The sequence below is a fragment of the Pallidibacillus pasinlerensis genome, assembly GCF_009996845.1.
In the GTDB taxonomy this organism is placed as follows: domain Bacteria; phylum Bacillota; class Bacilli; order Bacillales; family Caldibacillaceae; genus Pallidibacillus; species Pallidibacillus pasinlerensis.
On the sequence record NZ_JAACYS010000015.1, the window covers coordinates 1 to 17,796 of the forward strand.

Consider the following 17,796-nt stretch of genomic DNA (forward strand, 5'->3'; position numbering starts at 1 on the left):
CCAAATAATAAACCGGGATGGCCAATTGTAATAACTGCCAATCATCTTCAGTTAAATGTACTAACTTGAAATTTTTTAATTGTTCATATAGTGAGTATGTTAAACTTTCAACATGATTAATTTGTGCTTCATTTTGTCCATAGTCAATCACCAGTTCTTGAATACTATTTTTAATGACGGATGGAGCTAAAGTAAATTCCATGTCCTTATACAATTCTTTGTAAAATATTCCTTCCCTTAGCCCTTTTTTACTAACGATAAAGGATGATGCATTAATATACTTATAAACACATGAAAATACGATAGCAGCAGGGACGATCGTATCCGCTCGGTCCTTAGACAATCCTTCTAGTTTTTGCAACTGTTGAACCGAAAGGGAGGAAAGGTAAGAAACAAGTCGTTCCAAATCTGGACCAGTCATTTTATATTGATGTAATCCTCCCATTGGGTAATTTTTTTGGAATTGATCAATCTGGGCCAAATTTCTTGCGCTTCCACCAATGCCAATTAATGGTGTTTGTAAATTGCGTAACCATGGAATAGCAGATAATTGATTATTAATATATAGCTCTAACTCATTGATATCCTTCATTTCATTGAAAATATATTTTAATGATAAGGAGCCAAAAGGGAAACTATGTGAGTAAACCATTTTACGATCATTAAAATAAGTAATTTCCGTACTTGCACCACCTAGGTCAATGGTTAAACCTTCATGGATATTAGTTGAATTGACGACCGATAAATACCCATAAAAAGCTTCCTCTTCCTCAGTTAAAATTTCCAAATCCCAACCAATTTGTTCGTTTACAATTTTCTTGATTTTTTCTCGGTTTTTAGCAACTCGAATCGTTGCGGTGGCAGCACATATTAGTGTATGAATCGAATAAGTTTTCACAATCTCTTTAAAACTTCTTAATGTTTTCAGTAAAGTAACGATACCTTCTTGACTTAGGTTTCCTTCTTCATCAAGATAGTTTCGCAGACGGGTAACGGATTTTACATTTTCAATTTCATTTAACCGTCCATAGCCATCCTTTTTAAAAATAACTAAACGGTTTGTATTTGAACCGATATCGATTACAGCATATAATTTTGAGTCCATATTTCCACCTGAAATCTATTTTTTCATATTTAAAAGCAATAAAAATTATTTAATAATATAGATTTTACCATATTATTTCCAGATAAAATTTAATAAATATGTGTATTTACAAAATCTTTAAACTTATATTTTATTGTTTATTAAAAATAAGCTGAACTTCAAACAAATAATTGGTGTGACTCAAATAAAATTGATTACCTGGCTGCAAATATACTTCGTAATTTTGCGGGATTTTTTGCCCATTTTCTAAATAAGTGCCGTTTGTTGATCTGAAGTCAAATAGGATAAATTGTCCATTTTGCCAATCAAATACAACTCCACAGTGTTTAGGACTAATTTCTTTAGAAGGAATAACAAATTGACATAAAGAAGGATCACTACCAATAATTATTGGTTTATCCATCGGAATGAACTTATTTTCAACTTGATTTATATGTGCAATTAAAAATGGTTGTAATAGTTTGTTGGAAGTATGTTGCGGCAAATGTTGATGATTCATTCTAGTAGTTTGATACGGGGGAGAGCTATTAGATATATAATTTTGGTTTGATTCTTCGATACGCGGCTTCTCTTTTTTATTAAATAATAAAATAAGTGCGATTAAAGCGAGTACAAAGGAAGACAATGCAAAAATCATTAAAAATATAGTTAACGTATTCCATGGTGAATCTGTAGGTCGTGGGATGAGTTCATAATCAATTCCGAGTCGATCTAGTTCAACTAACAGTTCATCAACTTGGATTGCCCAATTGATTCCATCGCCTTTTCGAATCCTCTCCGGCGAAACTTGACCATATTCATCAATTATAATTCCATAGGCAAGTGAGGCACTACTATTTACACCAATAACTGTACCCCAGTCTGAAAATAAAGGACCGCCCGAATTACCAGGATTTAAAGGAGTATCTGTTTGAAAAAGGGCAACATCTAATTCGGCATATACTTTTGCACTAATAATCCCTTCAGTTGTTTTTACAGTCGTTAAAGCAGATGAGTCCATTCCTTCAGTTGCTGCTGATGGAAAACCCATAGCATAAACTCTATCGCGAATTTCCATTTCTGAAGAGCTTGTAAACTGTACTGCCGGTCGTTTAAGGGGTTCTACTGTTTCAAGAATTGCTAAATCTTTCACTTCAGAAGACCATATGACATCTACCTCAATCATTTCATCATTATCTAATAGAATGTATACAGGGAAATCATATTCGGTTCCACTGATAACATGTTCGTTAGTAACGATATGATTTTCACTAATGATAAAACCAGATCCTGTTTCTATATCATTTTCATTAGAATAAACTAACACCATTACTGTACTTTTCATATTTTCGTTTGTTGAGATTTTTTTCGCATAAACATCATGCTGAATAAAAAAAAGAAATAAAAACAAATAAAGGATAATAATAGTCATTTTTTTGAACATTTTCATCGATGTGAACACCCGCTTTTTTGTAAAATCAATAAAAACATGGTCACACAATTTCATAATTAACGAGAATAATATATTTCTACTTATTTAAGAACAGTTTATGAAAAAGTTCAGACTTATTGACAAAAATATATTTTTATATAGTTAGGTTGGTTAAAAATTAAGTTTTCGTTTAGAAAAAAATGAATTTTCATCAAAAGCAACTCACAAAAATTAACGAATAGATGTTCGATAAAATGCTTGGCAAGTAATAAAAAAAGGTATATAGTATAGATAGGTAATTTTTGAAACCAATGAAACTTAATTGTTAATTTTATGATAGAACGAGGAGGAAATTGTGTGAGTGAACGCCAACAAGCCTTAGAACAGGCATTAAAACAAATCGAAAAACAATTTGGAAAAGGCTCCATTATGAAAATGGGTGAGAAAACGGATACCCAAGTACAAACAGTATCAAGTGGATCATTAGCATTAGATATTGCATTAGGTGTTGGAGGATATCCACGAGGACGTATAATTGAAATATATGGTCCAGAAAGTTCAGGTAAAACTACTGTTGCTCTTCATGCGATTGCTGAAGTACAAAAAGCAGGCGGACAAGCTGCTTTTATTGATGCGGAAAACGCCCTTGACCCTGTTTATGCGCAAAAATTAGGCGTTAATATTGATGAATTACTACTTTCTCAGCCAGATACTGGTGAACAAGGTCTTGAAATTGCTGAGGCATTAGTTCGTAGTGGTGCGGTTGATATTATCGTAGTTGACTCTGTTGCTGCCCTTGTACCAAAGGCAGAAATTGAAGGAGAAATGGGAGATTCCCATATGGGGTTACAAGCGCGCTTAATGTCTCAAGCGATGCGTAAATTATCAGGTGCATTAAACAAATCAAAAACAATCGGTATTTTTATTAACCAAGTTCGTGAAAAAATCGGTGTAATGTTCGGTAACCCAGAAACAACACCAGGTGGACGAGCATTAAAATTCTATAGTACGATTCGTTTAGAAGTTCGTCGTGCTGAGCAATTAAAGCAAGGTGGCGACATTGTAGGTAGTAAAACGAAAGTTAAAGTTGTTAAAAACAAAGTTGCACCGCCATTTAAGTCAGCTGAAGTTGACATTATGTACGGAGAAGGTATTTCCATCGAAGGGGAAATCATTGATATTGGTGCGGATTTAGATATCGTTGAAAAAAGTGGTTCTTGGTACTCCTATAATGGAGAAAGACTAGGTCAAGGTAGAGAAAATGCGAAATTATTTATAAGAGAAAATCCAGAAATTAAATATGAGATTTTAAATAAAATTCGTGAACATTACGGTCTTGAACAACTGGACGAAAGTAATGAAGCTCCAGACCTTTCTGAAATAGAACAAAAAGAATTGGATATATAAAATTAAAAAGATCACTTTATGTGATCTTTTTTTAATAGAAAAAACAGAAATTCGTACTTTTTTGAAAGTGACACATTAATTATGAATTACAAAAATATTATATGCCTAAATTAATTAATCAGCATAATGACTTCCCCTTGACAATGGTTTTTTACACCTTTAAAATAAAGTTGTATATTTTTAATTTTTTTGTAAGGTTTAGTCAATAGTATTTGACTATCGCAAAGATTGGCTTTTGCTGTATGAAAGCAATGAGTGCCAGATAATTCTGAAACCATATTGAAAATGTACATGCCGACATGTATGAGGTAAAAAGTTCATAGCAAGAGGAGGTGAAATGATGGAAACATTTATCTACGTCATCATCTCCATTTTGCTTATTCTCGTCGGTGTTGTTGCTGGTTATTTCATTCGAAAATCCGTTGCTGAAGCAAAGATAGCTGGTGCTAAAGATGCTGCAGAGAAAATTTTAGAAGATGCTAAAAGAGATGCAGAATCTTTAAAGAAAGAAGCATTACTAGAAGCAAAGGATGAAATTCACAGACTTCGAACAGAAACTGAACGTGAACTTCGTGAACGAAGAAATGAATTGCAAAAACAGGAAAATCGTTTATTGCAAAAAGAAGAGAATCTTGATCGTAAAGACGATACTTTAAACAAACGAGAATTATCTTTAGAAAAGAAGGAGGATTCTCTGAATCAAAGACAACAGCATATTGAACAGATGGAAAGCAAAGTGGAAGAGATGATGCGCGAACAGCAAGCTGAACTAGAACGAATCTCTAGTCTATCTAAAGAAGAAGCAAAGGCCATCATTCTTGATCAAATCAAAAAGGAGCTTTCCCACGATATAGCCGTAATGGTGAAGGAATCTGAAAATCGTGCGAAAGAAGAGGCTGACAAGAAAGCAAAGAGTATCCTCTCATTAGCTATTCAACGATGTGCTGCAGATCACGTTGCTGAAACAACTGTTTCCGTCGTGGATTTACCAAATGATGAAATGAAAGGGCGTATTATCGGTCGAGAGGGACGGAATATACGAACTTTAGAAACCCTTACAGGTATCGATTTAATTATAGATGATACTCCTGAAGCGGTCATTTTATCAGGTTTTGATCCAATTCGTAGAGAAGTTGCAAGAAGTGCACTTGAAAAATTGGTTCAAGACGGACGAATCCACCCTGCAAGAATTGAAGAAATGGTTGATAAAGCGAGACGAGAAGTTGATGAACAAATCAGAGAAATTGGAGAACAAACAACATTTGATGTTGGAGTACACGGTCTTCATCCTGATTTAATTAAAATTCTCGGACGGATGAAATTTAGAACAAGTTATGGACAAAATGTGTTAAAACACTCAATCGAAGTGGCTCATCTAGCTGGTATTTTAGCAGCTGAATTAGGTGAAGATGTAACTTTAGCAAAACGTGCTGGATTACTTCACGATATTGGAAAAGCTGTTGACCATGAAGTTGAAGGAAGCCACGTGGAAATTGGTGTTGAACTTGCCACGAAGTATAAAGAACATCCTGTTGTAATTAACGCTATTGCTTCTCACCATGGTGACACAGAACCAACATCTGTAATTTCTGTTTTAGTTGCGGCAGCCGATGCATTATCCGCTGCACGACCAGGTGCAAGAAGTGAAACATTAGAAAGTTACATCCGTCGATTAGAAAAACTCGAAGAAATTTCAGAGTCCTACGAAGGTGTAGAAAAATCCTACGCCATCCAAGCAGGACGTGAAGTTCGAATAATCGTTAAACCAGATGTAATCGATGATTCTGAAGCATATCGTTTGGCTAGAGATATTCGGAAGAAAATTGAAAGTGAACTGGATTATCCAGGTCATATAAAAGTTACTGTTATTCGAGAAACTCGTGCAGTTGAATATGCTAAATAAAAAAAGGTTGATGTCTTTAGACATCAACCTTTTTAAATATTCGAGAGTAAACTTTGTCTTTATGTGTTACAATGAAAAAGAAATAATACATAGTACATAGGAAAGGATTTGTTATGAGAATACTTTTTGTTGGAGATGTAGTCGGTTCTCCCGGTCGTGAAGCGTTAGAAAAATTCTTACCAAAATTAAAAGAGAAATATCGTCCTACGATTACCATTGTAAATGGCGAAAATGCAGCATCAGGAAAGGGGATAACTGAGAAAATCTATCGCCAATTTCTTGAAATGGGTGTTCAAGCGGTTACAATGGGAAACCATGTATGGAGAAATAAGGATATTTTTGAGTTCATAGATGATGCAAAATATTTAGTACGACCTGCTAATTTACCTGAAAACAACCCTGGACAAGGGATGATTTTTATTAAAGTAAATGCATATGAAGTTGCGATTATCAACCTACAAGCGAGAACTTTTATGGATTCAATTGATAATCCTTTTGAAATTGCAGATAGACTTATAGCTGAAGCTCGGAAAAGAACACCGATCATTTTTGTGGACTTTCATGGTGAAGCTACAAGTGAAAAAATGGCATTTGCATGGTATTTAGATGGCAGAGTTAGTGCAGTAGTTGGTACCCATACCCATGTACAAACAGCAGATAATCGAGTTTTACCGAAAGGGACCGCATATATTACAGATGTTGGTATGACAGGGGTTTATGATGGAATTATTGGTGTCGATCCCGCTCCAGTTATTCATAAATTTTTAACAAATCTTCCTGCTCGATTTGAAGTGCCGAAAAGTGGCAGAACACAATTAAATGGGGTTATAATTGATGTTGACGAAAAAACAGGCTTATCTAAAAATATCGAAAGAATTTATATAAACAGTAATCAAAGTCTGTTTAATTAATTCCGTATAAAAAATCACTTTAAAGAATTTTTGAAAAAGGAAGAATATAAGGTATATAGGCTCGACTCCTTGAATATAGTAGCAATGGGATGATTTATAGGCTTGCAGGTCAGTCATTGAAAAAAATAAAGTAGAGAATTTCAAGGAGGAGCTTATATGGAAATATTAAAGGTTTCAGCAAAATCGAACCCGAATTCTGTTGCTGGTGCACTTGCAGGAGTCCTTAGAGAAAGAGGAGGGGCTGAAATCCAAGCCATTGGAGCAGGGGCATTAAATCAAGCGGTTAAAGCTGTTGCAATTGCGCGAGGGTTTGTTGCTCCGAGCGGTGTAGATCTTATTTGCATACCTGCTTTTACCGACATCCAGATTGACGGGGAAGAAAGAACTGCAATAAAACTAATTGTTGAACCTCGTTGAAAATTGAAATCATTTATTTCGTTTTTGTTTGTGTTGAGGGAAATAAAGTCTGATTGGCAATTTGCAATCAGGCTTTTTCTTTTGTTTTTTAATATTCTCTAACGCTAATTTCTAAAATACATTATTTTATTATATAATGTTAGTAGGAAGTAGTATACTAGTACGAAAGGTTTTTTAAAAGGAGAATTAATCGTTATGGGGAATGAATTGAAGACAAAACCGACAGAACGTAGTGTCATAGAATTTATTGAACAAGTGGAAAATGTAAAAAAAAGAGAAGATGTATTTCACTTACTTAATATTTTTACTGAAACTACAGGGTATGAAGCGAAAATGTGGGGACCAAGTATTATAGGTTTTGGTTCATATCATTATAAATACGAATCCGGGCATGAAGGCGATGTAGCAATTGTCGGTTTCTCACCTAGAAAGTCAAATTTAAGTTTATATTTATTTGTATAAGATCCAAAGTGCCAAGAACTATTGAAGAAATTAGGAAAGCACAAAACAGGTAAAGCATGTGTTTATATTAATAAGCTTGCCGATATCGATGTGAATGTTTTAAAACAACTAATTAAACGGTCAGTTGAAGCTGTATCAGAAAAATACACAATAAACGAGGGAATTAGAAAAAAACAAATTGGCGACTCTTTATCAAGGGTCGCCAATTTGTTTTTTTCTTTTTTATTATTAATTTCTAATGTTTTAAAAGTGATTTCTTTCATCGTTCTTGTTAGAGAAATACTTGGATTCATAATAATTTTACCTAATAAATGACTTGATACGATAATTGGAATCATGGCTATGACTGTCATCGCGATTAAAACGATACCTAATGTTTTTATTTGATTATATGCAGACTGAATATTAACGGTTATTGAGAGTTAAGTTTACTTGACGTAAAATTAGCTTTACATTTATGATGTTTTATGAAGGGGGTGATGATCATTTGAAAAATAAGGTTTCTTATTATAGAAAGAAATACGGTTATTCCCAAGAAAAGCTAGCTGAAAAATTAGGGGTCTCTAGGCAAACTATTATATCTATTGAAAAAGAAAGATATAATCCCTCTCTTCCATTAGCGTTGATAATAGCTGAAGCTTTCCGATGTAAGGTAGAAGAAATTTTTTTCTTAGAGGAGGACGATTATAAATAATCAAATAAGGAGGTTATTCTTAATGAAATCAAAAATGGGAAATTTAGTTACAGGAGTTATTTTACTAATTCTAAGTATTTATACTATTGTTAATGAATTGATCGGAAATGATACTGAATTATTATTTTTAGGAATTCTAATTTTTTCAATAGCAGTTATGTTTCTATCTTTGGCTTATCTACATAACCAATTTAAAAAGAAAGACGAAAGAATGAAAATGACACGTGAAAGGGCAATGTTTTATTCATATTTTGCGATAATGGTTTATTATTTTATATTCATAATACTATTAGGCTTGAACCTAATTAATTTAAGTCCGATAGAAACAATTGAAATCTTGGCTTCTTTAACTATTATTACAGTCTTTTTATCTCAAGTTGTTCTATCCAAAATATACTAAATGATTAGGAGAGATCTCATATGGAATATATTGATTTTATTTATCAATTACTATCTTATCAAAACTTGTTGGTGCAACAGTTTTAAGTGGAGTCATTACCTTAGGTGCCATGACCGTTTGGGACGGTAAAGATACAGTTGATAATGCTATTACAACAATTCAAGGTCAAGTTATTGACTTAAATAAATATGAAATGAATGAAAATCAATTAGTTACTAAAATAAATGACTTAAAAACTTTAAGAGACAGTCTACAAAGTGAAGTCAACAGACTGACTGAACTAGACGAGACAAATACAGCAACGATTACATCGTTAGAAGGCAAATCGCTGAAGTAAATAATGAAATTGCTTCATTAGAAGATCAATTAAATGCAGCTAATGTTGAGATTGCAAATGCTAATACAAACAGCGAAACACTTGCTCAAAGAATTGCTGACTTAGAAGCTGAACTAACAAAAGCAAATGACGATATTGAAAGACTTCAAAACGAATTAAACAATACTGATACTAGCGATAATGTTCCATTAACAGAGGCTGAAATGGCAGATATTTTAGAAACACTAACGGAACAACCAATTCAATAATATACATCAGAAGGATCGTCGTTTGACGGTCCTTTTTAATTCCGAAAAACTTGTTACTCTGGAATAAAGAGCCAAATGTGACAAAACAAATAGGGTCTACCGGAAATGGTCGATTCACAATGCTTGAGTTATGACACTTTACGGGTCCGTTATAGTTACTGTTAATTTTCAAGTTATAAAAACGGTCCCCATTTATATCTAGAATAGACCTTGACAACTGGTAACATATATCTAGTCCTCTAAAACGTAGAGGAATGGAAAGACCTGAAGTTTTCCAAGAGTTAATTGAGGCGATCCATTCTGTGTATACAAGTCTATATAAATTAAATAATACATTAAAATTTACTCTTATTGTAACAAGATTTAATAAATGAGTCTTATTTCTTATTTTCCCTTCAACGAATCTTAGAAAATTCCATTTAACTAAGTTGTCTGTTGCATATGCACGGTATATAATGGTATTTTAAAAGAGAGTTTTTCCCATGTTTGACACTTTTTTCATTAAATAATAAAACTTAAGTACAATGTGTAACACTTGAGGTTGAAAGGAGATTTTACATGAACGAAGAACAACGAATACAAGGACAACAAGTGAAAGTAGAGACTCCATCGGACAAAAAATCCGCATTAGAGAAAAATGCTGAACGTTTGAAAAAAATTTCCAGTGACGAAATGATTGCGAAATATTTTGGAACTTTTCAACCGCCAAACTTAAAAGCGGCTAGAAAAAGAAGTAAAGGGGAAGTCAATTACTTTACAGACTTTAAAATCCCTGAAAAGTTTAAAGGGATGGGCGATGGTCGCAAGTATTATATCCGTACGTATGGCTGTCAAATGAATGAACATGATACAGAAGTGATGGCAGGTATTTTTGAAGCATTAGGATATGAGCCGACAGATACTACTGATGATGCAGATGTAATATTATTAAATACATGTGCGATCCGGGAAAATGCGGAAAATAAAGTGTTTGGTGAGCTCGGTCACTTGAAACCGCTTAAACAAGAAAAACCGGACTTGTTACTTGGTGTATGTGGTTGTATGGCCCAAGAGGAATCAGTAGTTAATAAAATTTTACAAACACATCAACATGTTGATATGATATTTGGAACGCATAATATTCATCGTCTCCCATTCATTTTAGAAGAAGCATACATGTCAAAAGAAATGGTTGTGGAAGTATGGTCTAAAGAAGGAGACATTATCGAAAACTTACCTAAAGCAAGAATGGGGAAAATTAAAGCCTGGGTAAACATTATGTACGGCTGTGATAAATTCTGTACGTATTGTATCGTTCCGTATACACGTGGTAAAGAAAGAAGTCGACTTCCTGAAGATATTATCCAAGAAGTTCGTAGTCTAGCCGCTCAAGGTTATCAGGAAATTACATTGCTTGGTCAAAACGTAAATGCTTATGGTAAAGACTTTAAAGATTTAGATTATCGTTTTGGTGACTTGTTAGATGATTTACGTAAAATCGATATTCCGCGGATTCGCTTTACAACAAGTTATCCAAGTGACTTTGATGATCACTTAATCGAAGTGCTTGCAAAGCGCGGCAATTTAGTAGAACATATACATTTGCCAGTTCAATCCGGTTCAAGTTCCATGTTGAAAATTATGGGACGTCGCTACACAAGAGAATCATACTTAGAATTAGTGCGTAAAATTAAAGCGGCTATCCCTGATGTTGCATTAACGACAGACATTATTGTAGGATTCCCGAATGAAACAGATGAACAGTTTGAAGAAACCTTATCTTTATATAAGGAAGTAGGTTTCGATTCTGCCTTCACATTTATTTATTCACCTAGAGAAGGAACTCCAGCAGCACGCATGAAAGACAATGTACCAATGGACGTGAAAAAAGAACGGCTACAACGACTTAACGCGTTAGTTAATGAACTGTCCGCGCAAAAAAATAAAGAATTAGAAGGCGAAATTTTGGAAGTACTTGTTGAAGGTGAGTCAAAAAATAATCCTAATGTTTTAGCTGGCTATACAAGAAAAAATAAACTTGTTAACTTTGTAGGTCCGAAGTCTGCGATTGGAAAACTTGTTAAAGTAAAAATTACTGAAGCAAAAACTTGGAGTTTGGATGGAGAGATGGTTGAAGATATTGAAACTGTAGAGGTGAGTTAATAAATGGGGAAGTATAAAAAAACAGAAATTATAGATAAAGCTAAGGAATTAGCAAAAATGATTTCTGAAACGGAAGAAGTCGATTATTTTAAGAAAGCAGAAGCAAAAATTAACGAAAACGAAAAAGTTGCGCAAAAAATAAAGCAAATTAAAGCGCTACAAAAGCAAGCCGTAAACTTACAAAATTACGGAAAAGTAAATATGTTGAAAAAAGTAGAAGAAACAATTGATCAATTGCAAAAAGAAATCGATGAAATCCCCGTTGTACAAGAATTTAAAGAGTCACAAGTTGAGGTCAATGACCTTTTGCAAATGGTTACTCATACAATCGCCAATACAGTTACAGATGAAATAATTAAATCAACAGATGGTGATTTATTAACCGGTAAAACAGGTGCACAATTAGAAAGCGAACAAAGAAAAATTAGTAAACAATAAAGAAAAAATATAATAAACTGACTATAACAAAAGGGTTACCCAATAACGGACAATTCAATTTTCATTTAAGTTATTTGGGTTAACCCGATTTTTTATATACAATGGATTTAGTAAAATATATTTTAAAATAAAGCTGGGGAGTCATGAATGATTTATATTTTCTATACGTGCATCATTATTGGTATTTTATTATTAGTTAGAATGTATTTTATTGCCCATGAAAATCATGTCCACTATTTATCATTAACATATAATACATTCCCTTCTTCAGTCGAAAAATTAACGATCTTTTTTATTTCAGATATTCATAAAAGAATTGTTGATGAAACCATCATTAATGAAATAAAAGAACAAACGGATATTGTAGTAATCGGCGGGGATTTAACAGAGAAAAATGTTCCGCTGGAAAAAACAGAGGAAAACTTAGCACGTCTTTCTAAAGTAGCACCGGTTTATTTTATTTGGGGGAATAATGATTTTGAAGTAGACAAAGAAAAGTTACTTTTATTATTTGAAAAGTATAACGTGACTGTACTTGAAAATAAACGGATAATTTTAAAAGAAAGTGTTGAAAACCGTGCTATTAATTTAATTGGTGTTGGTGAAATCAGTTTTGAAAGGGACAATTTGCCTAAAGCGTTACAAGATGTTGCTGATACAGATTTTAATATTATCGTATGTCACAATCCTGAAATAATAAATAATATAACAACAAAAGATAATATTTCTTTAATATTAAGTGGTCATACTCACGGAGGGCAAATACGTATATTCGGAATGGGACCGGGTAAAAAAGGCGATTTATATCGTTACCCTAACATGGATCATTTAATTAGCAATGGGTATGGAACAACGATGTTACCTCTCCGGCTAGGCGCTCACCCTGAGACACATTTGATTACAATTAAACATAAATAAGCACAATTTTTTCATAAAAACATAAGGTGAAGGTATACTTCATTCTTATGTTTTTCTTTTTGTTTTTAAAACTTTATCCGATAAATTATCAATTAAGCCCTCACACTAGTCTATTGTCCCGCATAGGATGAAGTGATAAAACATGAGGAGGTTACGCTCGCATGGGAAATTCTAGAGAGATTATCGTTAAAGCGGTCGTTGCGAAAGGTCGTAAACACACAAATTCCAAACATACGATACGTCCCAACACTACCCCATCAAACATCCTAGGCTGCTGGATTATAAACCATGCTTATAAAGCGGAGAAAGTAGGTAATACGGTAGAGGTTGACGGACATTTTGATATTAATTGCTGGTATTCCTGCAATGATAATACTAAAACAGATGTAGCAACTGAGCGAGTACAATATAAAGATAAAATCAAATTAAAATATAAAGATGATAATTCAATTGCTGATCGCGAAGTAGTATGTAAAGTATTGCAACAACCAAACACAATAGAAGCTACTATTTCTCCGAATTCAAATCGTATAGTTGTAACAGCAGAACGAGAATTTCTCGTTGAACTAATCGGTGAAACAAAAGTGTGGGTGCAGTTAGGAGAAGAAGACTTTGACGATGATGATTGGGATTTAGACTTAGATGATGAAGAATTTGAAGAATTAAACCCGGACTTTTTAGTAAATACAGAAGAGGAATAACACCTACTCGTTTAACAACGCTTTGCAAGTTTACTAGCAAAGCGTTTTTTTTATGTGCGCCCGGCATGTACATGAACTATAGGGTGTAAGTCCCGAACCCCGAAGACAGAAGTAGAGGTTAGCCAAGAGCCAAGGTGTCCGTGGTGACGCGGAATCTGAAGGAAGCTGGAGGCAAAACACCGGTCCGAGGAACACGAACCTCATATAAGGCTAGGTATGATTGAGTGAGTTTGCATAACAAAACAAAGCTCTTTCTGTCGAAGGTCATATCGAGTAAATGAGGCGGATAGATGGTGTGAAAGTGCATGTACTTACCCGGGGAGGTCTGGCGGATATGTGAAGTACTCTTCATAACCTACTTAGTGATAAATAGCTGAACCGTCAGAAGTCAGCAGAGGTCATAGTATTAGTTGGTCTAGAACAACTAAGAAGGACCGAACAATTAAGAGAGAATAGCCCTTGGCATTCAGTGAGTCATGATGAACACAGAAAAGGTAGTACCTCACTTGAGGGAGGAAGCGGTGAATCCCGTGGGAGACCTCTTGGAGGGTGGAGTGACCACTGGCATAAAGAGAACAGCTATTCACGGAAGTTATAAAGACTTGCGTCAATGATCTTAATTGAACCGCCGTATACGGAACCGTACGTACGGTGGTGTGAGAGGACGGGAGTTAATCGCTCCCTCCTACTCGATTCAAAAATAAAAAAATAGAATAATATTGACAAAAAAACTATTATTAGTATAACTTATTTTTATAAAGACATAACATTTTTTGTGATTATAGATGAATGAGGGGGAAAAAATGGGGACTGCTTTGCAACAGGTTTGGGAGAAATTGTGGTATTTACATGATCAAACAAAGGAAACCTTTCGATTTATGGTCGGAAGTTCAACTGATTTGTCATCAAGCACGAATTCCACTACCACAATAAAAGAAAAAAATATTCAACCGAAAAGAAAAAGGTCGATGCGACAAAATATAGGATTGATCCTTGGTCCTATATTGTTTTTTGTTACATTTTTTTGGCTTTCTCCTGATGGGATGCCAACTGAAGCACTTGCAGTGTTAGCCAGTACACTTTGGATAGCAACCTGGTGGGTTACAGAAGCAATTCCAATCCCTGCAACATCTCTTTTACCGATTATTCTATTTCCGATAACGGGAGCTGTTGAGGATCCAGGGATTGTTACTCCAAACTACGGGAACAAAAATATATTTTTATTTCTAGGTGGTTTTATAATCGCAATAGCGATGGAAAAATGGAATTTACATAGAAGAATTGCTTTGAACATTATTTTGCTTGTTGGTACAAGCACTCAAAGACTAGTACTGGGGTTTATGGTTGCAACAGGATTTATTTCTATGTGGATTTCTAATACTGCCACTGCAATGATGATGTTACCAATCGCATTAGCCGTTATCACACATGTTTCTGACTTATTAGAGGAGAAAAAGGAAGAATTTGATTCGAATTTTGGTAAGGCGATCATGCTTGGAATTGCTTATTCAGCTTCAATCGGTGGTTTAGCAACACTGATTGGCACACCACCTAATGTTATTTTTGCAAGTATGATTAATCAAATGTTTGATACAGAAATTACATTTGCTTCATGGATGGCCTTTGGTATTCCATTAACTGTGCTATTAATAACAATAACCTGGATTTATCTTGTTAAAGTGGGTTTTCCAATGAAAATGAAATCGATTCCAGGTGGTAAAGAAGTAATTATAAGCGAAAAGAAAAAATTAGGTAACATGAGTTTTGAAGAAAAGCTTGTCCTAGTCGTCTTTTTATTTGCTGCAATTTCTTGGATTATTCGTTCTTTTATATTAGAAGAATTTATACCTGGTATTGATGATACATTGATTGCTATTTTAGCTGGTTCCATATTATTTCTTTTACCATCTAAAGCAGCGAAAGACGGGACATTAATCAATTGGAATGATGCGAAAAATGTACCATGGGGGACGTTGCTTTTATTCGGAGGAGGACTTGCAATTGCGGATGGATTCGAAAGGACAGGATTGGCTGAGTGGATTGGTGCTCAATTAACCATACTAAATGCGATTAACTTTATTTTAATTTTAACCATAGTGGCGGCACTTGTTATTTTCTTGACTGAAATCACATCAAATACCGCAACTGCGACGATGATGTACCCAATTATGGCATCGATTGCTCTTGCTTTAGGTGTGCATCCGTATGCTTTAATGGTTGCCGCTGGTATAGCTGCATCTTGTGCATTCATGATGCCAGTTGCTACACCACCGAATGCAATTGTCTATGCTTCTGGCAAAATAAAAATCGGAGATATGATTAAAGCCGGTTTTTGGTTAAATGTTTTATCTGTTTTATTAATTGTCTTACTTATTTATTATTGGATGCCAGTCGTGTGGGAAATCGATTTACAAATCTATCCTGATGATATGAAATAACATTAATAAACAATGAGAACCAATGATTTGGATAAATTTACCAAATCATTGGTTTTTTTATTAAGAAATTAAAATAGTATCTGGTCATAAAATGTGATATTATAAATTGGTATAAAGTAATATTTTACTAATAAACTTTTAGAAGAGAGTGATTGAGAAATGATAAAAAAACATACCGTATCCCTTGAGGATTTAATGGCACCTAATAAGTATAATATTGTTGATGATATTGAAAGACATTATTCAGATAAGATTGCGTTACGCTTTTTAAGTCAAAATGGGGAACGAGAAGAAATCACGTATAAGGAATTCATCGCTCGAGGGAATAAATTAGCGAATGCTTTAAAAAAAATAGGATTGAAAAAAGGGGACCGTGTTTTTGTAATGGTTCCAAGAATGATTGAATCTTATATTATTTATTATGCATGTTGGAAAAATGGTCTTGTAATTATTCCCGCTTCTGAACTGTTACGTGCTAACGATATTTTGTATCGCTTAAACAATAGTCAAGCAAAAGCTGTCATTGCCTTCGCCGATTTATGTGAGGAAGTAGACAAAGTTGCAAATGATGCAAATAATTTACAAATTAAAATTACATTTACGAAATCAGTTAATTCTTGGCTACAAATGGAAGAGTTAGTAGAGGGTGAATCTGAAGTTTGTCAAAAAACAGACACTAAAAAAACAGATCCGCTACTTATTAGTTATACATCAGGAACAACAGGTCAACCGAAGGGAGTAGTTCACGTTCACAGTTGGGCATATGCTCATCTTCGTATAGCTGCACCACTTTGGTTAGATATTCATGAAGATGATATTGTTTGGGCAACGGCTGGTCCTGGTTGGCAAAAATGGGTATGGAGCCCATTCGTTTCAGTACTAGGTATAGGAGCTACTGGCTTTGTCTATTTAGGAAAATTTAAACCAGAAACGTATTTAACGTTGCTTGAACAAGAACAAATCAATGTCCTTTGCTGTACACCGACAGAATATCGTTTAATGGCAAAAGTAGAGGATTTAACAAAATACGATTTAACGAAATTACACAGTGCTGTTTCCGCTGGTGAAGCATTGAATCGAGAAGTAATTGATGTATTTCAAAATAAATTTAATATTACAGTTCGTGACGGGTACGGTCAAACTGAGAGTACACTTGTGATTGGTACTGTACAAAACATGGATATTCGTATTGGCTCTATGGGTAAACCAATTTTACCAGAGTTTGTCGCTATCGTTGATGATGAAGGAAATCCATTAGGACCTGATGAAAAAGGGAATATTGCTTTACGTAAAGATTTCCCAGCTCTATTTGCTAGTTATTATGAAGATCCGGAGCGTACAGCAAAAGCGTTTAAAGGTAATTACTTCGTAACTGGAGACTTAGCATATCGTGATGCAGATAACTATTATTGGTTCGTCGGCAGAAGTGATGATATGATTATTTCTTCCGGTTATACAATTGGTCCTTTTGAAGTAGAAGACGCATTAATGAAACACCAAGCCGTAAAAGAATGTGCTGTTGTCGCTGAACCTGATGAAATTCGGGGAAACATCGTTAAAGCTTTTGTTGTACTAAAAGATGGTATTACTGGTAGTGATGAGTTAGTGAAAGAATTACAAGATTTTGTGAAAAAACTCACTGCGCCATATAAATATCCAAGAAAAATTGAATTTGCTGAGTCACTACCAAAAACCGACTCAGGAAAAATCCGTCGTGTAGAACTAAGAAATCGAAATAACGCTTAAAAAACAATCCCGTATTTTTACGGGATTGTTTTATTTACCGTTTATAAAATTTTGGTTTATATTAACCAATGTCAAAACTTGTCGCTGTATGTTATAATTTTATTTTGAAAAGACATAA

The 17,796-nt window shown here is 34.2% G+C and carries 15 protein-coding genes and 1 pseudogene; 14 read left to right on the top strand and 2 right to left on the bottom strand.

Annotation, left to right across the window (positions count from 1 at the left end; translation table 11 throughout):
* Both GW534_RS04955 and GW534_RS04960 read right to left on the bottom strand, forming a co-directional pair.
* On the bottom strand, window positions 1-1,105 hold a 1,105-nt coding region (locus GW534_RS04955), incomplete at its 3' end, for a Ppx/GppA family phosphatase (RefSeq protein ID WP_161919956.1).
* Between the two features lie 130 nt (window positions 1,106-1,235).
* A complete protein-coding gene (locus GW534_RS04960; RefSeq protein WP_210253468.1) occupies window positions 1,236-2,429 on the bottom strand; it encodes a trypsin-like peptidase domain-containing protein in 1,194 nt (397 codons plus the stop codon).
* Between the two features lie 444 nt (window positions 2,430-2,873).
* Here GW534_RS04960 and recA point away from each other — a divergent pair, with 444 nt between their 5' ends.
* From recA to GW534_RS05030, 14 genes and pseudogenes are all read left to right on the top strand, one after another.
* The gene (recA, locus tag GW534_RS04965) at window positions 2,874-3,923 is read left to right on the top strand and encodes a recombinase RecA (protein ID WP_161919958.1); all 1,050 of its coding nucleotides are present in this window, start codon (window positions 2,874-2,876) and stop codon (window positions 3,921-3,923) included.
* Window positions 3,924-4,263: 340 nt separating this feature from the next.
* Window positions 4,264-5,826, top strand: a complete 1,563-nt coding sequence (gene rny / locus GW534_RS04970) for a ribonuclease Y (RefSeq protein WP_161919959.1) — start codon at window positions 4,264-4,266, stop codon at window positions 5,824-5,826.
* Between the two features lie 113 nt (window positions 5,827-5,939).
* On the top strand, window positions 5,940-6,737 hold the full coding sequence (locus GW534_RS04975; protein WP_161919960.1) for a TIGR00282 family metallophosphoesterase: 798 nt from the start codon (window positions 5,940-5,942) through the stop codon (window positions 6,735-6,737).
* 156 nt (window positions 6,738-6,893) lie between these two features.
* On the top strand, window positions 6,894-7,154 hold the full coding sequence (gene spoVS / locus GW534_RS04980; RefSeq protein ID WP_019391885.1) for a stage V sporulation protein SpoVS: 261 nt from the start codon (window positions 6,894-6,896) through the stop codon (window positions 7,152-7,154).
* Window positions 7,155-7,349: 195 nt separating this feature from the next.
* Window positions 7,350-7,763, top strand: a pseudogene (locus GW534_RS04985) (DUF1801 domain-containing protein); the annotation flags it as partial.
* A 340-nt stretch (window positions 7,764-8,103) separates the two neighbouring features.
* Window positions 8,104-8,310 carry a helix-turn-helix transcriptional regulator gene (locus GW534_RS04990; RefSeq protein ID WP_161919961.1) on the top strand — a complete coding sequence of 69 codons (207 nt, stop codon included), beginning with the start codon at window positions 8,104-8,106 and terminating at the stop codon, window positions 8,308-8,310.
* A gap of 22 nt (window positions 8,311-8,332) precedes the next feature.
* Complete coding sequence (locus GW534_RS04995; protein WP_246203934.1) at window positions 8,333-8,710, top strand: permease; 378 nt, start codon at window positions 8,333-8,335, stop codon at window positions 8,708-8,710.
* Window positions 8,711-8,819: 109 nt separating this feature from the next.
* Complete coding sequence (locus GW534_RS05000) at window positions 8,820-9,047, top strand: hypothetical protein (RefSeq protein WP_161919962.1); 228 nt, start codon at window positions 8,820-8,822, stop codon at window positions 9,045-9,047.
* Window positions 9,048-9,853: 806 nt separating this feature from the next.
* Entirely contained in the window at window positions 9,854-11,437 is a 1,584-nt protein-coding gene (gene miaB / locus GW534_RS05005; RefSeq protein WP_161919963.1) for a tRNA (N6-isopentenyl adenosine(37)-C2)-methylthiotransferase MiaB, read from the top strand.
* Window positions 11,438-11,440: 3 nt separating this feature from the next.
* Window positions 11,441-11,875 (top strand): RicAFT regulatory complex protein RicA family protein, encoded by a 435-nt coding sequence (locus tag GW534_RS05010; RefSeq protein WP_161919964.1) that lies wholly within the window; start codon window positions 11,441-11,443, stop codon window positions 11,873-11,875.
* Between the two features lie 147 nt (window positions 11,876-12,022).
* The gene (locus tag GW534_RS05015; protein WP_161919965.1) at window positions 12,023-12,793 is read left to right on the top strand and encodes a metallophosphoesterase; all 771 of its coding nucleotides are present in this window, start codon (window positions 12,023-12,025) and stop codon (window positions 12,791-12,793) included.
* Between the two features lie 161 nt (window positions 12,794-12,954).
* Window positions 12,955-13,494 carry an outer spore coat protein CotE gene (cotE, locus tag GW534_RS05020; RefSeq protein ID WP_161919966.1) on the top strand — a complete coding sequence of 180 codons (540 nt, stop codon included), beginning with the start codon at window positions 12,955-12,957 and terminating at the stop codon, window positions 13,492-13,494.
* Window positions 13,495-14,297: 803 nt separating this feature from the next.
* Window positions 14,298-15,932 carry an SLC13 family permease gene (locus GW534_RS05025; protein ID WP_161919967.1) on the top strand — a complete coding sequence of 545 codons (1,635 nt, stop codon included), beginning with the start codon at window positions 14,298-14,300 and terminating at the stop codon, window positions 15,930-15,932.
* 159 nt (window positions 15,933-16,091) lie between these two features.
* Window positions 16,092-17,678 (top strand): acyl-CoA synthetase, encoded by a 1,587-nt coding sequence (locus tag GW534_RS05030; protein WP_161919968.1) that lies wholly within the window; start codon window positions 16,092-16,094, stop codon window positions 17,676-17,678.
* Window positions 17,679-17,796 lie beyond the last annotated feature (118 nt).